Genomic DNA, 16615 nt, shown 5'->3' with positions numbered 1-16615 from the left:
TGCACTATATCGTTGCGTTTGACGCCAGCTATCGGCTATGCCAAGGTGCCTCATGGCACTCCCCGATCTCAATCTGCTGCTGACCCTCAACGTGCTGCTGGCCGAAGGCAGCGTCGCGCGTGCGGCGCAACGCCTGCAGCTCAGCCCGTCGGCAATGAGCCGGTCGCTGGCGCGGCTGCGCGAGGTCACCGGCGACCCGCTGCTGGTGCGCGCCGGCCGCGGCCTGGTGCCGACGCCACGGGCGCTGGAGCTGCGCGAGCAGGTCAGCCAGCTGGTGCAGGGTGCCGAAACGGTGCTGCGCCCGGCGCAGACGCCAGACCTGAGCCAACTGGTGCGCACCTTCACCCTGCGCAGCAGCGATGGTTTTGTGGAGAACTTCGGCGCCGCGCTGCTGGCGCGCATCGGCCAGCAGGCGCCCGGCGTGCGGCTGCATTTCCTGCCCAAGCAGGACAAGGACAGCACGCCGCTGCGGGACGGCAGCGTCGATCTGGACACCGGCGTGGTCGGCGCCGCCACCAGCCCGGAGCTGCACGTGCAGACGCTGTTCCACGACCGCTTCATCGGCGTGGTGCGCCAGGGGCACCCACTGAGCCACGGCGACATCACGCTGGCGCAGTTTGCCGCCGGCCAGCATATCGCCATCTCGCGCCGCGGCGTGGTCACCGGGCCGCTGGATAGCGCGCTGCAGCCGTTCGGGCTGACGCGCGACATCGTCACCATCGTCGGCGGCTTTGCCACCGCGCTGACGCTGGCCCGCGGCAGCGACCTGATCGCCTGCGTGCCCGAGCAGCACAGCGGCAATCTGCGCGCCGGCATGCACAGCTTTGCGCTGCCGTTTCCGGCGCCGCAAATCACGGTATCGCTGCTGTGGCACCCGCGGCTGCACGCCGACCCGGGGCACCGCTGGCTGCGCGGCTGCGTGCGCGAGGTCTGCACCGCGCTGTGCCGCCCGCCGGCGGTGTAACGGCGCCGCCCGGCATATGTAAATCACTTATTGAGATTGCATCGCGCGGCCCGTTCACCTAGTTTGCGCAGTCTCTGTCATCACTGCCCCCTCGCCCGCCATGTCTACCGCTACCGCCGCCAGCACACTCGCCCAGCCCTTTACCCCCACCAGCAGCGATGACGCGCTGCCCGCCAGCGCCGATGTGGTCATCATTGGTGGCGGCGTCATCGGCATCAGCGCGGCGCTGGAGCTGGCCGCCCACGGCTTGCGCGTGGCGGTACTGGAAAAAGGGCTGATCGCCGCCGAGCAATCCAGCCGCAACTGGGGCTGGGTCCGCAAGCAGGGGCGCGACCGGCGCGAGCTGCCGCTGATCGTGCACAGCCTGGCGCGCTGGGAGCAGTTGCAGGCCAGCATCGCCACCGATCTGGGCTTTCGCCGCACCGGGCTGATCAGCCTGACTCGCGACGCCAAGGAACTGGCGCGCTGGCAGCGCTGGGCAGTCAATGGCCGCGCCGCCGGCATCCAGGTCGACGAGCTGGATGCGGCGCAGGCGGAAGCGCTGCTGCCATCCGGTGCGGCGCCGTGGCTGGGCGGCATCGCCACCCCGAGCGACGCCCGGGCCGAACCCGGCGTCGCGGTGCCGGCACTGGCCGCCGCCGCGCGCCAGGCCGGGGTCAGCCTGCACCAGCACACCGCGGCGCGGGCGCTGCTGCTGGAAGATGGCAAGGTCGGCGGGGTCATCACCGAACACGGCAGCATTCGCGCCCCATCGGTGCTGCTGGCGGCCGGCGCCTGGTCGTCGCTGTTTCTGCGCCAGCACGGCGTGCGGCTGCCGCAACTGAATGTCCGCGCCACCGTGGCGCGCACCAGCGCCAGTGCCGCCATCATTCCCGGCACCTTCTGCTCCAGTGATTTCTGCCTGCGCCGCCGGCTGGACGATGGCTTTACCCTGACGCTGCGCGAAGACGAGATTTTTGATGTGGTGCCGGACGGGCTGCGCTTCCTGCGCGACTTCGCCCCGCTGCTGTGGCGCAACTGGCGCCATATCAAGCTGCATTTTGGCCTGCGGCATTTCGTGCAGCACTGGCGGCAGCATCGCAACCGCCGCGCCGACCAGGTGTCGGTGTTTGAAACCGAGCGCATCTACGATCCGGCGCCCGATCTGGGCGTGGCGCGGCGCGCACTGCAGCGGCTGAAACAGGGCCGTGCCCCCCTGGCCGACACCACGCTGGCCGGCGCCTGGGCCGGGCGCATCGACCTGACCCCGGACCTGATTCCGGTCATCTCGCCGGTGGCGCAGCTGCCGGGGCTGGTGCTGGCCACCGGCTTCAGCGCCCATGGCTTCGGCATTGGCCCCGGCGCCGGGCGGCTGGCGGCCGACCTGCTTCGCGGCGTCACGCCGGTGGTCGACCCGGCGCCGTTCCGCCTTTCCCGCTTCAGCGACGGCTCGCCGCTATTCATCGACCCGGATGTGATCTGAGCGCCGGCGCTGCCGCCAGCGCAGCAGCAGCTTGCCGACGATAAGCAGTGCGATCGCGGCCAGCAGCGCCGTCTCCTGGTAGCGCTTGAGATCGGCAAACAGCCACTGCAGCGACTGGCCGAACAGGAAGCCGGTGCCGGCGATCAGCGGCGCCCAGATCGCCGCCCCCAGCAGGTTGAAACAGACAAAGCGCCAGGCCGGCACCCGGCTCATGCCGATCACGATGGGGCCGATCACGCGCAAGCCGTACATGAAGCGCACGCCGATGATCACCCCGGCGTCGTAGCGCAGCAGCAGGCGGTTGACCTGCTCGGCGCGCTGCTCGCCGGCCGGCAGGCGGCGCAGCAGCGCCGTGTTGTAGCGGCGCCCCAGCCAGAAGAACAGCTGGTCGCCCAGCGTACCGCCGCACAGCGCCAGTAGCACCACCAGCGGCCAGGACAGATAACCCTGGTGCGCGGCAAAGCCGGCCAGCAGCAGGATGCTTTCCCCCTCCAGCACCGTGCCGCAAAAAACGGCCAGGTAGCCATAATCGGCAAGCAGTTGCGCTAATGTCATGGTCGCTCCCGATGGTAAAGGCACTTGCAGCGGATTCCGCTTCGAGTGTACAAGCTTGCTGCAAAAACCCGGCAGCCGCTGCGGCCAACCTTGGCAGCCACCGCGGCCACGGCCATGTCCGGCCGTGCAGCGCGTCTGGCGTCAACCCGGCGCCCGGCGCAAAACCGGCCAGCCCACGCACTACCCGCGCGGCAGCGGCTCGCCGGCCACTACGAGCAAACGCTTTATGTCACGACTGATCCGCGCCCTTTGTCTGCTGCTGTGCTGCAAAGCGGCCGTGGCTGACCAGACCATCAATCTGGCCACCACCGATTACCCGCCCTACTTCTCGCCGGCGTTGCCGAACGATGGCGTGGTGGCCGCCATTACCCGTGCGGCGCTGGCCAAGCGCGGCTACCGCCTGCAATTGCACTACCGCCCTTGGGCACGGCTGATGGCCGAAGTGCACGGCGGCCAGTTCGATGGCGTGATGGCGGTGTGGTACCAGGCAGAGCGCGCCGACTATCTGCGCTACAGCGCGCCGCTGGTCAACACCGTGATCGGCTTTTACGCGCGGCACGACAAGCCGCTGGCGGTCGATACGCTGGCGGCGCTCAAGCCCTATGTGATCGGCGTGGTGCGCGACTACAAGAACCCGGATGCCTTCGACGCCGCCCGGCTGCGCGTCGAGCCGGCCAACGACGACCTGACCAATCTGAAAAAACTGGCCGCCGGCCGGCTGGACCTGGTGCTGATCGACAAGGTGCTGGCCAGCTCGCTGCTGCCGGCGCTGCCCAGCGCCCAGGTTGCCAAAATCCACTGGCAGAATCCGCCGGTCGCGGTGATGCCGCTGTACGTCGGCTTCACCCGCTCCCGCCCCGACAACGCCAGGCTGACCGCCGAATTCAACCGCGGGCTGCAGGCGCTGCACAAGAGCGGCGAGTTCGCCAAGCTGCTGCAGCAGTACCACCTGCCGCAATAAACCCCGCACCCGCCACCAACGTTGGCCGCACGCGACGGCTGCGGCCAACCTTTGCCGGCGCACCAGCGGTGCGCCTAGCCGCCCAGCCCGAACGGGTCGTCGATGCTGTGGCTGGGCTGGGTAAACCAGCACGGCCCGGCGTCGGTCATGTAGAAATGGTCCTCCAGCCGCACGCCAAACTCGCCCGGCACACAGATCATCGGCTCGTTGCTGAAGCACATGCCGGCGGCCAGCGGTGTCTGGTCGCTGCTGACCAGATATGGCCACTCGTGGATGTCCAGCCCGATGCCATGCCCGGTGCGGTGTGGCAGACCGGGCAAGGCGTAGCCCGGGCCGAAGCCGTCGGCTTCCAGCTGGCGCCGCGCCGCACGGTCCACCGCGCCGCAAGCGGTGCCGATCTGCGCCGCGGCGAACGCCGCCGCCTGCGCCGCCTTTTCCGCGTTCCACACCTGCCGCTGCCGCGCGCTGGGCGTGCCGAACACATAACTGCGGGTGATGTCGGACAGATAGCCGTGCAGCGCGCAGCCGGTGTCGATCAGCACCATGTCGCCATCCTTGAGCGTCTGCGCATGCCGCACGCCGTGCGGGTAGGCGGTGGCCTCGCCGAACAGCACGATGCAGAAGGTGGAGCCGCTGGCGCCCACCTGCCGGTGCGCCTGCTGGATGAAGGCCTGCACCTCGGTGGTGGTGATGCCGGCGTACAGCGTGCTGGCCACCGCCTGCTGCACCGCCAGCGTCATCTGCTTGGCGCGCTGCATCAGCGCCAGCTCGGCCGCCGACTTGTGCATACGGCACCAGGCGGTGATCACCCGCGCATCCAGCAGGCTAAGCTGGCGGCAGTGCTGCTGCAGGCCGGACACCACGAAATACGGTGTGCTCTCGTCCAGCGCCAGCACGCTTGCCGCCTGCGCCGGCAGCAGGCCGTGCAACAGCTCGGCCAGCAGCTGGTACGGGCTTTCATCCTCGTGCCAGGTATGCACCGGGCCGTCGAGCAGCATGAAGTCGCGGATGGTGCCCAGCTCGAACCACGGCGCGATGAACTGCACCTCGCCACGGCTGGGCAGGATGGCGCCCACCAGCCGCTCGCTCGGCCGCCACTGCAGGCCGGTAAAGTAAGTCAGGCTGGTGCCGGCATGCAGGTACATGGCATCAATGCCCAGCGCCTGCATGCGCTGCTGTGCGCGGGCGATACGCTGGCGGTATTCGTCCAGCGCGATCGGCTGCACACCTGCGGTCATGTCGTGCAGGCTTGCCAGCGCCTGCGCCTGTGTTTGTCCACCGACTCCGATTGTCATCGCCACTCCACTCGAATACTGCGCGCTGGCGCGCTGCGGCCAACCTTGTTGCGGCCCGCCAGCCAAAATGGCCCCGCCGCGCCGTACAGGCGGGGCGCAAGCCGCATCTCCGGATAATAGCCTGCTGGCCGCCGGCTCAGGCGCGCAGGCTGGCAAACGCCTCGTCCACCCCCAGCACGCTACCGGCGCTGGCGGCGTCGTAGCCGGCCAGCTGGCCGACCGCGTCGCGGAACGCCGTGCTTTGCAAGGCGGCCAACATGCGCTGCAGCGTCGGGTGCTGCAGCATGTCGCGCTGTAGCAGAAAGAAATAGCGCTCGTTCTGCTGCGGTAGGAAATCCAGGTCGAAGCGCCGCGCCGCGGTTTCGATGCCCAGCCCGACATCGGCCATGCCGCTGGCGATAAAGGCCGCCACCGCGGCGTGGGTCAGCTCCGCCTGCTCGTAACCGTGCACCTGCTGCGGCGCCACGCCCGCCTTCTGCAGCAGCTTGTCCAGCAGCAGCCGCGTGCCGGAGCCGGGCTGGCGGTTGACGAAGCGCACCTCCGGCCGCGCCAGGTCGGCGATGTCGTAGACCTTGCGCGGGTTGCCGCGCGCCAGCATCAGCCCCTGGCGCCGCGTCACGATGTGGATCACGCAATGCTTCTGCGGGTCGAAGTGGGCGGCGTAGCTGGCGACGATGGCCGGTTCGAACTCGCCCAGCGGCACGTGAAAGCCGGCCAGATCGCACTCGCCAGCCTGCAGCGCCGCCACCGCGTCCTGGCTGCTGCGGTATTTGAGGTCGATCGCCATGCCGGCCTCGCTCAGCGTACGCATCAGTTTTTCCACCGCAAAACCGTGGCTGGCATGCAACCGCAGCGGCGCACCCACCGCCTGCAACGCCAGCCGCAGCTCGGATTCGATCTCCGAGGCCAGGGTTTCCAGCAACGGGCCGATGCGCGCCTTGATGCGGTGGTTGGCCCACACCAGCCGCTCGCCCAGCGGGGTAAGCCGCGCGCCACGGCCACGCGCCATGGTCACCAGCGGCACCCCCAGCAACTGCTGCGCCTGCTGCACCAGCCCCCAGGCATGGCGGTAGGAGGTATCGCACGCCTTGGCCGCCGTCAGCAGGCTGCCGTGGGCATGCACCGCGGTCAGCAGCTCAATCAGCCGGAAGGGGATCTGCTCACCGCCATCGCCCGCCACGCCCCATACCAGCTGGCTATGTACCCGCAGCTGCGACGCCATATTATGTTTTGGCTGCATATTTATCCGGTCATGCGATTCATATTGATATCTGGCGCATAAGCTAGCACTCTGCACAAAAGCGTGGCGGATATTATGCTTAGCAGTGCATATGGCTGTCGCGTGTTCTCGACCATTTGGCGTCGGATAAAGACAGATCGGCCACCGCCTTCGGCGCGACAATCGTGTTAATCCCGCCATGACATGCCCGCACGGCAGACGCTCAACAGAGGAGCCTCCATGACCACGCAACAAGACCTGGCGCGCACGCAAGTCCAGGCCATCCTCCAGGCACACCAGCAGCAAGCCGGCGCCTTGTTGCCTATCCTGCACGCGGTGCAGGACACGCTGGGCTACATCCCGGACTGGGCGGTGGCCGATATCGCCCAGGCGCAGAACCAGAGCCGTGCCGAAGTGCACGGCGTCATCACTTTCTACCACCACTTCCGCACCAGTCCGCCGGCGGCGCACACGCTGCAGATCTGCCAGGCCGAAGCCTGTCAGGCGCGCGGCAGCCGCGAACTGACCGCGCACGCCGAACAGGCGCTGGGCTGTAGCCTGCATGGCCGCAGCGGCGACATCGGCCTGGAGCCGGTGTACTGCCTGGGGCTGTGCGCCACCGGCCCCAATATCCAGCTCGATGACAAGATGCTTTCCCGCGTTGACGCCGGCAAGCTGGACCGCGTGCTGGCCGGCCTGAAGGAGGCGTCATGAGCGCAATCAAACTGTACGTGCCGCGTGATTCCGCGGCGCTGGCGCTGGGCGCCGACGACACTGCCGCCACGTTGGCCGCAGAAGCGGCCCGCCGCGGCGTGGCCATCGAGCTGGTGCGCAACGGCTCGCGCGGGCTGTTCTGGCTGGAGCCGCTGGTGGAAGTGCAGACCGCACAAGGCCGCGTCGCCTACGGCCCGGTGGCGGCCGAGGACGTGGCGGCGCTGTTCGACACGCTGCTGGCCGGCGCCGAGCACCCGCTGTGCCACGGCCTGACCGACGACATCCCCTACCTCAAGCAGCAGGAACGCCTGACCTTCGCCCGTGTCGGCATTACCGACCCGCTGTCGCTGGCCGACTACCAGGCGCACGAAGGCTTTGCCGGCCTGCGCAAGGCGCTGGCGCTGAGCAGCAGCGACATCGTGCAGACGGTGCTGGATTCCGGCCTGCGCGGTCGTGGCGGCGCGGCGTTCCCGGCCGGCATAAAGTGGCGCACCGTGGCGCAGGCGCAGGCGGCGCAGAAGTACGTGGTGTGCAATGCCGACGAAGGCGACTCCGGTACCTTCTCTGACCGCATGGTGCTGGAAGACGACCCGTACATGCTGATCGAGGGCATGACCATTGCCGGCCTGGCGGTGGGCGCCAGCGAAGGCTACATCTACATCCGCTCCGAATACCCGCACGCGGTGGCGGTAATGAACCAGGCGATTGCCCTGGCCACCGCCGCCGGCTTCCTCGGCGACGACATTCTCGGCTCCGGCCGCGCCTTCCGCCTGCAAGTGCGCAAGGCCGCCGGCGCCTACGTCTGCGGCGAGGAAACCGCGATGCTGGAAAGCATCGAGGGCAAGCGCGGCGTGGTGCGCGCCAAGCCGCCGCTGCCAGCGCTGGCCGGGCTGTTCGGCCAACCTACCGTGATCAACAACGTGATTACCCTGGCCACCGTGCCGGTGATCCTGGCGCGCGGCGCCGCCTTCTACGCCGGCTACGGCATGGGCCGTTCGCGCGGCACGCTGCCGTTCCAGCTGGCCGGCAACCTGCAATATGGCGGGCTGGTGGAAAAAGCCTTCGGCCTGACGCTGCGTGAGCTGCTGCATGACTTTGGTGGCGGCAGCGCCACTGGCCGCCCGATCCGCGCGGTGCAGGTGGGCGGCCCGCTGGGCGCCTATCTGCCGGAATCGCAGTTCGACACCCCGCTGGATTACGAAGCCTTCGCCGCGCTGGGCGCGGTGGTCGGCCACGGCGGCGTGGTGGCGTTCGACGACCGCGTGGACATGGCCGAGCAGGCGCGCTACGCGATGGAGTTCTGCGCCATCGAATCCTGCGGCAAGTGCACCCCGTGCCGCATCGGCTCGACGCGCGGCGTCGAGGTGATCCAGCGCATTCAACAGAATGAAAACCGTCCGCAGCAGATCCACCTGCTGCGCGACCTGTGCGACACCATGCTGCACGGCTCGCTGTGCGCGATGGGCGGCATGACGCCCTACCCGGTGCTGTCGGCGCTGAACCATTTCCCGGAAGACTTCGGCGCCAACGACGCGGCAGAGTAAGGAACAGACGATGAACACCCAGATTCACGACACCGACTTCGGCACCCCGGCCCGCGTCTCCGAGCGCATGGTCACCCTGGAAATCGACGGCCAGCAGGTCACTGTGCCGGAAGGCACCTCGCTGATGCGCGCCGCCGCCGAGGCCGGCACCATGGTGCCCAAGCTGTGCGCCACCGACAGCCTGGAGCCGTTTGGCTCTTGCCGGCTGTGCCTGGTGGAAATCGACGGCCGCCGTGGCTTTCCCGCCTCCTGTACCACCCCGGCCGAAGCCGGCATGGTGGTGCGCACCCAGAGCGACAAGCTGCAGAGCCTGCGCAAGGGGGTGATGGAGCTGTATATCTCCGACCACCCGCTGGACTGCCTGACGTGTGCGGCCAACGGTGACTGCGAACTGCAGGACATGGCCGGCGTTACCGGCCTGCGCGAAGTGCGCTACGGCCTGGCCGGCGCCAACCACCTGGACAGCAAGAAGGACGAGTCCAACCCGTACTTCAGCTACGACCCGGCCAAGTGCATCGTCTGCAACCGCTGCGTGCGCGCCTGCGAGGAAACCCAGGGCACTTTCGCGCTGACCATCTCCGGCCGCGGCTTCGAATCGCGCGTGTCGCCGGGACAGGATCAGCCGTTCATGGAATCCGAGTGCGTGTCGTGCGGCGCCTGCGTCGACGCCTGCCCCACCGCCACGCTGCAGGAAAAATCGGTGATCCAGTTCGGCCAGCCGGAACACAGCAAGATCACCACCTGCGCCTACTGCGGCGTCGGCTGCGGCTTCAAGGCCGAGATGAAGGGCAACCAGGTGGTGCGCATGACGCCGTGGAAGGACGGCAAGGCCAACGAGGGCCACGCCTGCGTCAAGGGCCGCTTTGCCTGGGGTTACGCCACCCACCCGGACCGCATCACCAAGCCGATGATCCGCAGCAAGATCACCGACCCGTGGCGCGAAGTCAGCTGGGACGAGGCCATCGGCTACGCCGCCAGCGAGTTCAAGCGCCTGCAGGCCAAGTACGGCAAGGATTCGGTGGGCGGCATCACCTCCAGCCGCTGCACCAACGAAGAAACCTATCTGGTGCAGAAACTGATCCGCGCCGGCTTCGGCAATAACAACGTCGACACCTGCGCCCGCGTCTGCCACTCGCCCACCGGCTACGGCCTGGGCCAGACGCTGGGCACCTCGGCCGGCACCCAGACCTTCAAGTCGGTGGAGCAGTCGGACGTGATCATGGTGATCGGCGCCAACCCCACCGACGGCCACCCGGTGTTCGGCTCGCGCATGAAGAAACGGCTGCGCGAAGGCGCCAAGCTGATCGTGATCGACCCGCGCAAGATCGACCTGGTGGACAGCCCGCACGTGCAGGCCGACTACCACCTGCCGCTGAAACCGGGTACCAACGTGGCGATGGTCACCGCGCTGGCGCATGTGATCGTCACCGAAGGGCTGCTGGCCGCCGATTTCATCGCCGAACGCTGCGAGGAAAAATCCTTCCACGACTGGAAAGACTTCGTCAGCAAGCCGGAAAACTCGCCGGAAGCCACCGCCGACATCACCGGCGTACCGGCCGAACTGGTGCGCGGCGCGGCGCGGCTGTACGCCACCGGCGGCAACGCCGCCATCTACTATGGCCTGGGCGTCACCGAGCACAGCCAGGGCTCCACCATGGTGATCGGCATCGCCAACCTGGCGATGGCCACCGGCAACGTTGGCCGCGAAGGCGTCGGCGTCAACCCGCTGCGCGGCCAGAACAACGTGCAGGGCAGCTGCGACATGGGCTCGTTCCCGCACGAGCTGCCGGGCTACCGCCATATTTCCGACACCACCACCCGCCAGCTGTTCGAGCAGGCGTGGGGTGTAACGCTGGACCCGGAGCCGGGGCTGCGCATCCCCAATATGTTCGACGCCGCGCTGTCCGGCAGCTTCATGGGCCTGTACTGCGAAGGCGAGGACATCGTGCAGTCCGACCCCAACACCCAGCACGTCACCGCCGCGCTGTCGGCGATGGAATGCATCGTGGTGCAGGACATCTTCCTCAACGAAACCGCCAAGTACGCGCACGTGTTCCTGCCCGGCTCCTCGTTCCTGGAAAAAGACGGCACCTTCACCAACGCCGAGCGCCGCATCTCGCGCGTGCGCCAGGTGATGAAACCGCTGGCCAAGTACGCCGACTGGGAAGTCACCCAGCTGCTGGCCAACGCGCTGGGGCTGAAGATGGACTACAGCCACCCGTCGCAGATCATGGCCGAGATTGCCAGCCTGACGCCCAGCTTTGCCGGCGTCAGCTACGAGAAGATCGACAAGCTCGGCAGCGTGCAGTGGCCGTGCAACGACGACGCGCCGGATGGCACGCCGACCATGCACATCGACGGTTTCGTGCGCGGCAAGGGCAAGTTCTTCGTCACCCAGTACGTGGCCACCGACGAGAAGGTCAACCGCCGCTTCCCGCTGATCCTCACCACCGGCCGCATCCTATCGCAGTACAACGTCGGCGCGCAGACGCGCCGTACCGACAACGTGGCCTGGCATGCGGAAGACATTCTGGAAATCCACCCGCACGACGCCGAGGAACGCGGCATCAAGGATGGCGACTGGGTCGGGGTCAGCAGCCGCGCCGGCGAAACGGTGCTGCACGCCAAGGTCAGCGAGCGCATGCAGCCGGGCGTGGTGTACACCACCTTCCACTTCCCGGAATCCGGCGCCAACGTGATCACCACCGACAACTCGGACTGGGCCACCAACTGCCCGGAATACAAGGTCACCGCGGTGCAGGTGCTGCCGGTAACGCAGCCGTCGGAATGGCAGCAGGGCTACCAGCGCTTCAACCGCACCCAGCTTGAGCTGCTGGAGCAGGCCGGCAGTCCAGAAGGTAAGGCATGATGGCACCGGAACAACCACCCGCCCCCGCCGGCGCCAGCCGCTGCCAGGTGCAAACCTGGCAGGCTGGCACGGTGAGCGCACAGCAGGACACGCTGGCGGAGGAGCTGCCGGTGGCGCTGGAGTTCAACGGCGTCTCGCACGCGGTGATGCTGGCCACGCCGCTGGACCTGGCAGACTTCGCGCTCGGCTTCGCCCTCAGCGAAGGCATCGTCGATAGCGTGCAAGAGGTGTTCGACATCCAGCAGGAGAGCGGCTGCGACGGCATCACCGTCAAGCTGGAGATCGCCAGCGCCCGCTTTGCGCGGTTGAAGGAAATGCGCCGCAACCTGACCGGCCGCACCGGCTGCGGCCTGTGTGGCACCGAAAGCCTGGCGCATGCCCTACGGCCGCTGCCGCCGCTGGCCCACCCCGGCGTGGTACACGAAGACGCCATCCGCCGCGCACTGGCCGGCCTGCGCCAGCACCAGACGCTGCAACAATTGACCGGTGCCACCCACGCCGCCGCCTGGTGCGGCGACGATGGCAGCATCCGCGTGGTACGCGAAGACGTTGGCCGCCACAATGCGCTGGACAAGCTGATCGGCGCGGTGCTGAAATCGCGCCCGCCGGCGCGGGACGGCTTCGTGGTGGTCACCAGCCGCGCCAGCATGGAAATGGTGCAGAAAACCGTCACCGCCGGCTTTGGCTGCCTGGTGGCGATCTCCGCCCCCACCCGGCTGGCCACCGAGCTGGCGCAGGCGGCCGGGCTGTGCCTGATCGGTTTTGCCCGCCCCGAACGCTGGGTGGCCTACAGCCACGCCGAGCGCATCCGCGCCGCCGCCCCCGACACTCCCCGCGACTGACCCCGAGAACGCCCATGGACACCCAACACCTGACCCACATGGCCAACCAGATCGGCAGCTTCTTCGAAGCCATGCCGGATCACCAGGAAGCGCTGGCCGGCATTACCCTGCACATCAAGCGCTTCTGGGAGCCACGCATGCGCCGTGCGCTGCTGCAGGCGCTGCAGCAGGATGCGGCCAACCTTAGCCCCATCGTGCGCGAGGCGCTGCAGGCCGACGACAGCTGGCAGCCGGCTGCACACTAACACCGCGGCGGCAGAGCCTGCCTGCCGCCCCGCTGTTGGCCGTACATCGCCACAAGCGGCGCGCGGTGGCATCACCCCGCCCATGCGCGGCGCCAGCCGGCGCCATCACCAGCACGCCCCACCGCGTCACGGCCGCCACCAGGCACTACCCGGCGTAACGCCACGCCCTACTGCAGCAAGCCATCCATACGCCGCGCCAGCTGCTGTGCCAGCCGGCGCTTCCAGCTGGCGCTGTGCCTGTCGTTCAGCACCCGATCTTCCCAATCGAAGCTACGCATGATGCCGTTGTAACCCAGCCAGCGCAGCGGCTCCGGCTCCCAACGTCGAAGCTTGTCCGGCGTGGTCTGCCAGGGAATCTGTAAGCATTCATCCGGCGTACCGCAGATCAGCGCCGCCAGGGTGCGGCCGGCCAGATTGCTGGCGCCGACGCCCTCGCCGCCGTAGCCGCCGGCGCTCAGCACACCGTTGGCCGCATCAACCACCACCTGCGGCGCAAAGCCGCGCGCCACGCCGAGATTGCCGCCCCAGCCGTGGGTGATGCGCACCTGCGCCAGCATCGGAAACAATTCCAACATCAGCTTGTGCCGCAGCGCCACCTCCGCCGGCGTCAGCACGAACGGCGTGCGCAGCCGGCCCTGAAAGCGATAGCCACCGCGCGCGCCGAACACCAGCCGGTTGTCACGGCTACGTTGGCCGTAACTCACCAGCCGGCTCCACTCGCTGAATGCCTGACCGTGCTCCAGCCCGATCTGATCCCATAGCGCCTGCGGCAGCGGCTCGGTGGCGATGATCATGCTCTGCACCGCAATCTGCTGGCTGCACACACCGGCCTGGCTGCCGCTATACGCCTCCAGCGCCGCTACCACCCAGCGGGCACGCACCCGGCCGCGCGCTGTCAGCGCCTCGTACCGGCGGATGGTGCGCACCGGGCTGTGCTCATACAGCCGCACCCCCAGCTCCTGCACGCGGCGGCGCAACGCGCGCACCAGCTTGGCCGGCTGGATGGTGGCGACATGCGGCGAAAACACCGCGCCATACGGCTGCGCCAGCCGCAGCTGCTGTTGCAGCGCCGCCACCTCCAGCCAGGCAAAGTCCTGCGTGCCGTGGCCATGCGCATGCCAGTGCGCCAGCTGCTGCCGCAGCCGGGCCTCCTGCTCCGGGTAGCGCGCGGCGCAGTACAGCACGCCGCCGTGGCGGAAGTCGCAGTCCAGCCCTTCGCTGGCCACCACGCGGCCAACCTCGGCCGGGATGTCGCGCAGCTGCGCCAGACAGGCATCGCGCCGCGCCGGCTCCAGCCCGGCCAGCAGCCTATCTTCGCCGGCCAGCTCGCCGATCACCCAGCCGCCATTGCGGCCGGAGGCGCCGTAGCCGGCGGTGTGCGCCTCCAGTACCACGACATCCAGCTGCGGCTGCTGCTGCTTCAGGTAATAGGCGCTCCATAGCCCGGTAAAGCCGGCGCCGACGATGACCACGTCGGCAGTGGTATCGCCCGCCAGCGGCGGCGCCGGCGTGACCGGCGCCAGTTGATCCATCCAGAGACTGATATTGCTCGCTTGCACCATAACGCCACTCCCGCACTTGACGGGGCAACACTAGCCGGCGGGCGGTGGGCTTGTCGTTGCTGCGGGCACGCAGCAATGCTGGCGCAGATAGGCGGACGGGGTCATGCCGGTGTGGTCACGGAAGGCGCGGTAGAAGGCAGACAGCGAGTTGAAGCCGGCGGCAAACGCCAGCTCGTCGATACGTGCCGGCGCCAGCTGCTGTGGCAGCGTGGCCAGCAGGTAGCGCACGCGCGCCTCGTTGACGTACTGGTAAAAGCGCCGGCACAGCACCTGGTTCAGCAGGTAGGACAGCTGGTTGCGGCTGTAGCCGGTGGCCGCCGCCACCGCCTGCAGATTGCAATCCGGGTCCAGAAACGGCCGTTGCTGGCGAAAGTAGCTGTCCAGATCTGCGGCCAACCTGCTCAGTTGCCGCGCCGACAGCCCCAGCCGCGCCAGCGCACTGCGCGTGTCGCCGCTGCCGGCGGTCTGCGCCGGCTGTTGCAAGGTGGCGTATTCGTGGATGCACCACACTTGCCCCTGCCGCACGCGGATCGCCTCGCTGCTGCAAAACAGCGCGCGGCCGCCGTGCAGCGCCAGCTGGTACTGGATGAAAGCGGTATCGCCATCCACGCGGATGCGGTCGACATGCTCCAGCCGCTCGTTGCTGCCGCTCGGCAGCGCCGCCTGCACGTAGTCGCGCAGCTCGGCGCGGCGAAACACCCGGTTCTGCAGGTGATCGTGGTATTCGATGTCCGGGTGGTAACAAGCGAGGATGGCCACCAGGTCGCGCTGCCGCCATGCCTGGTGATAGCGCAGCACTACCTGGTAGGTGTCATCGTTGAAGCCGGGGCTGTCCATGCTGTGCTGTCCTGTCTGCCATGTCTTGTTTACGCTGCGCGCCTGCCCGTCGCGGGTGCGGATCGCCATGTTATTGCTGCGCTGGCATGCACGCCGCCCGCGCCTCGCAGGCGGCGGACGCGGGCGCCTGCCGGCTAGAGCGCCCCCTCGGCGCGCAGCACCCGCTCCAGCGCGGCAAAGCACTCCGCGTCGATGGCGCTGTGCAGGTGCTGGCGCATGATGTCCAGCGTCCTCGCTACCGGCGTGGCCGGGTGGTAGGGGCGCTCGGCATTGATGGCGTCAAAAATGTCGGCGGTGGTGATGATGCGGGTTTCCAGCGCGATGGCGTCGGCACCCAGCCCGCGCGGGTAGCCGCTGCCATCCAGCTTTTCGTGGTGCGCGCCGGCCACCCGCGCCAGCTCGGCAAAATGCTCGATGCGCTCGAGGATGGCTTCGGTGTAGCCGGCATGGCGCTGCACCGCCGCCCATTCGTCGGCGTCCAGCTTGCCCGGCTTGTCGAGGATGGTGTTGCTGACTCCCAGCTTGCCCACATCGTGCAGCAAGGCGGCGCGTTTCAGCCAGCGGCGGCGTGCCGGCGCCATGCCCAGCTCGGCGGCGATGCAGTCGGCGTAATGGCCGACGCGCAGGCTGTGGCCGGCGGTGAACGGGCTCTTGGAATCCACCACCTGGCCAAAGCCTTCGGCGATCTCGTCCATGTAATCCTCGTCCAGCGGCACCGCACACTGTGCCGGCTCCAGCGCCAGCACCGCCTGGTCGATATCGTCGGCTTCCAGCTGCTGCCAGAACGGTGCACTGGCGCCCAGCTGACCGACCACCACCACCAGCTGCGGGTCAAACCAGCTGCCGGCCCGCGCCTGCACCTCGGCCAGCGCGGCATGGCGGCCGTGGGTGACATGGAACACGTCCAGCACCTGCGCCAGCAGCGCAATACGCGAGGGCAGCGGAATGGTCTCGCCCAACAGCCCCAGCGGCCGGCCGGAGCCATCCCAGTGCTCGTCCAGCGCCTGGATGCCGGCGGCGACGTTATCGTTGAAACGCAGCTGGCGCGCGATGTCGGCCCCGCGATGGCAGCGGGTGTTGATCAGCTCGTCGGCCATTTCCTTGCCGTGGCGCAGCACATTGAGGATGGATTGCGCGCGCTGGCGCCAGCTACTGGCGTGGGTGCCGGTGTTGCTGAACACGAAGCCCAGCATCTGCGGCAGGCTGGCGCCGACCAGCTTGAAATCCTGTTTGAACTGGCGGTCGTCGGTGAGATACAGCGCGCTGATGCGCGCCGCGTTGCTGCTGCAGCCCAGGTCTTTCAGCAGGATGGTGTAGTACAGATCCCATAGCTGCTGCGCCGTCAGCCCCAGTGCCTGGCCGATGTGCATGCCGATCCAGCAGCTGCGGATGCAGTGGCCTTCCGGCTGGCCCTCGGTGATATCCAGCGCGTAGCTGAGCGCGCTGATGAGTTCAGACAGTTTCAGGGTGGTAGCCATGCGCGTCCCGAATGAAGTGAGCCGGCCGTGCGGCCAACGTTGGCCGCACGGCCATGCTGCGCAGCATG

Annotated in this window: 14 protein-coding genes; 8 read left to right on the top strand and 6 right to left on the bottom strand. The window is 68.2% G+C overall.

Features of this window, described 5'->3' with window-relative positions:
* The first annotated feature begins 52 nt into the window (after nt 1–52).
* Together ABNW52_RS05560 and ABNW52_RS05555 are read left to right on the top strand one after the other, a co-directional pair.
* Nucleotides 53–964, top strand: a complete 912-nt coding sequence (locus ABNW52_RS05560; protein ID WP_349585197.1) for a LysR family transcriptional regulator — start codon at nt 53–55, stop codon at nt 962–964.
* 100 nt (nt 965–1064) lie between these two features.
* Nucleotides 1065–2426 carry an NAD(P)/FAD-dependent oxidoreductase gene (locus ABNW52_RS05555; protein WP_349585194.1) on the top strand — a complete coding sequence of 454 codons (1362 nt, stop codon included), beginning with the start codon at nt 1065–1067 and terminating at the stop codon, nt 2424–2426.
* Here the strand turns inward: ABNW52_RS05555 and ABNW52_RS05550 are convergent.
* A complete protein-coding gene (locus tag ABNW52_RS05550) occupies nt 2400–2981 on the bottom strand; it encodes a DedA family protein (protein WP_349585191.1) in 582 nt (193 codons plus the stop codon). The two genes, ABNW52_RS05555 and ABNW52_RS05550, sit on opposite strands and share 27 nt — an antisense overlap.
* Before the next feature lie 226 nt (nt 2982–3207).
* On the opposite strand from ABNW52_RS05550, the gene ABNW52_RS05545 reads away from it, so the two are divergent.
* Nucleotides 3208–3942: a substrate-binding periplasmic protein gene (locus tag ABNW52_RS05545; protein WP_349585188.1), complete on the top strand. Its 735-nt coding sequence runs from the start codon at nt 3208–3210 to the stop codon at nt 3940–3942.
* 74 nt (nt 3943–4016) lie between these two features.
* Here ABNW52_RS05545 and ABNW52_RS05540 read toward each other — a convergent pair whose 3' ends face one another.
* Nucleotides 4017–5237: a M24 family metallopeptidase gene (locus tag ABNW52_RS05540; RefSeq protein ID WP_349585185.1), complete on the bottom strand. Its 1221-nt coding sequence runs from the start codon at nt 5235–5237 to the stop codon at nt 4017–4019.
* 136 nt (nt 5238–5373) lie between these two features.
* Nucleotides 5374–6477 (bottom strand): substrate-binding domain-containing protein, encoded by a 1104-nt coding sequence (locus ABNW52_RS05535; RefSeq protein ID WP_349585182.1) that lies wholly within the window; start codon nt 6475–6477, stop codon nt 5374–5376.
* Nucleotides 6478–6696: 219 nt separating this feature from the next.
* On the opposite strand from ABNW52_RS05535, the gene ABNW52_RS05530 reads away from it, so the two are divergent.
* Genes ABNW52_RS05530 through ABNW52_RS05510 form a run of 5 tightly spaced genes read left to right on the top strand, consistent with a single transcriptional unit; the run spans nt 6697 to nt 12670 of the window.
* Complete coding sequence (locus ABNW52_RS05530; RefSeq protein WP_349585179.1) at nt 6697–7170, top strand: formate dehydrogenase subunit gamma; 474 nt, start codon at nt 6697–6699, stop codon at nt 7168–7170.
* Nucleotides 7167–8714 carry a formate dehydrogenase beta subunit gene (locus ABNW52_RS05525; protein WP_349585176.1) on the top strand — a complete coding sequence of 516 codons (1548 nt, stop codon included), beginning with the start codon at nt 7167–7169 and terminating at the stop codon, nt 8712–8714. Before ABNW52_RS05530 ends, ABNW52_RS05525 begins: the two co-directional genes overlap by 4 nt.
* A 10-nt stretch (nt 8715–8724) precedes the next feature.
* Nucleotides 8725–11583 (top strand): formate dehydrogenase subunit alpha, encoded by a 2859-nt coding sequence (gene fdhF, locus ABNW52_RS05520; protein WP_349585173.1) that lies wholly within the window; start codon nt 8725–8727, stop codon nt 11581–11583.
* Complete coding sequence (gene fdhD / locus ABNW52_RS05515; protein WP_349585171.1) at nt 11580–12425, top strand: formate dehydrogenase accessory sulfurtransferase FdhD; 846 nt, start codon at nt 11580–11582, stop codon at nt 12423–12425. The genes fdhF and fdhD overlap by 4 nt, the downstream gene beginning before the upstream one ends.
* A gap of 14 nt (nt 12426–12439) precedes the next feature.
* A complete protein-coding gene (locus tag ABNW52_RS05510) occupies nt 12440–12670 on the top strand; it encodes a formate dehydrogenase subunit delta (RefSeq protein WP_349585168.1) in 231 nt (76 codons plus the stop codon).
* A gap of 167 nt (nt 12671–12837) precedes the next feature.
* Here ABNW52_RS05510 and ABNW52_RS05505 read toward each other — a convergent pair whose 3' ends face one another.
* From ABNW52_RS05505 to ABNW52_RS05495, 3 genes are all read right to left on the bottom strand, one after another.
* Nucleotides 12838–14202: an NAD(P)/FAD-dependent oxidoreductase gene (locus ABNW52_RS05505; RefSeq protein WP_349585165.1), complete on the bottom strand. Its 1365-nt coding sequence runs from the start codon at nt 14200–14202 to the stop codon at nt 12838–12840.
* 60 nt (nt 14203–14262) lie between these two features.
* Nucleotides 14263–15138 (bottom strand): helix-turn-helix domain-containing protein, encoded by an 876-nt coding sequence (locus tag ABNW52_RS05500; RefSeq protein ID WP_349585162.1) that lies wholly within the window; start codon nt 15136–15138, stop codon nt 14263–14265.
* Nucleotides 15139–15203: 65 nt separating this feature from the next.
* Complete coding sequence (locus ABNW52_RS05495; RefSeq protein WP_349585159.1) at nt 15204–16547, bottom strand: HD-GYP domain-containing protein; 1344 nt, start codon at nt 16545–16547, stop codon at nt 15204–15206.
* Between the last annotated feature and the right edge of the window lie 68 nt (nt 16548–16615).

It is taken from the genome of Vogesella oryzagri (assembly GCF_040148885.1).
Lineage (GTDB): Bacteria > Pseudomonadota > Gammaproteobacteria > Burkholderiales > Chromobacteriaceae > Vogesella > Vogesella oryzagri.
The sequence above is the reverse complement of the archived record's forward strand: the minus strand, read 5'-3'. Positions and strand labels throughout refer to the sequence as shown.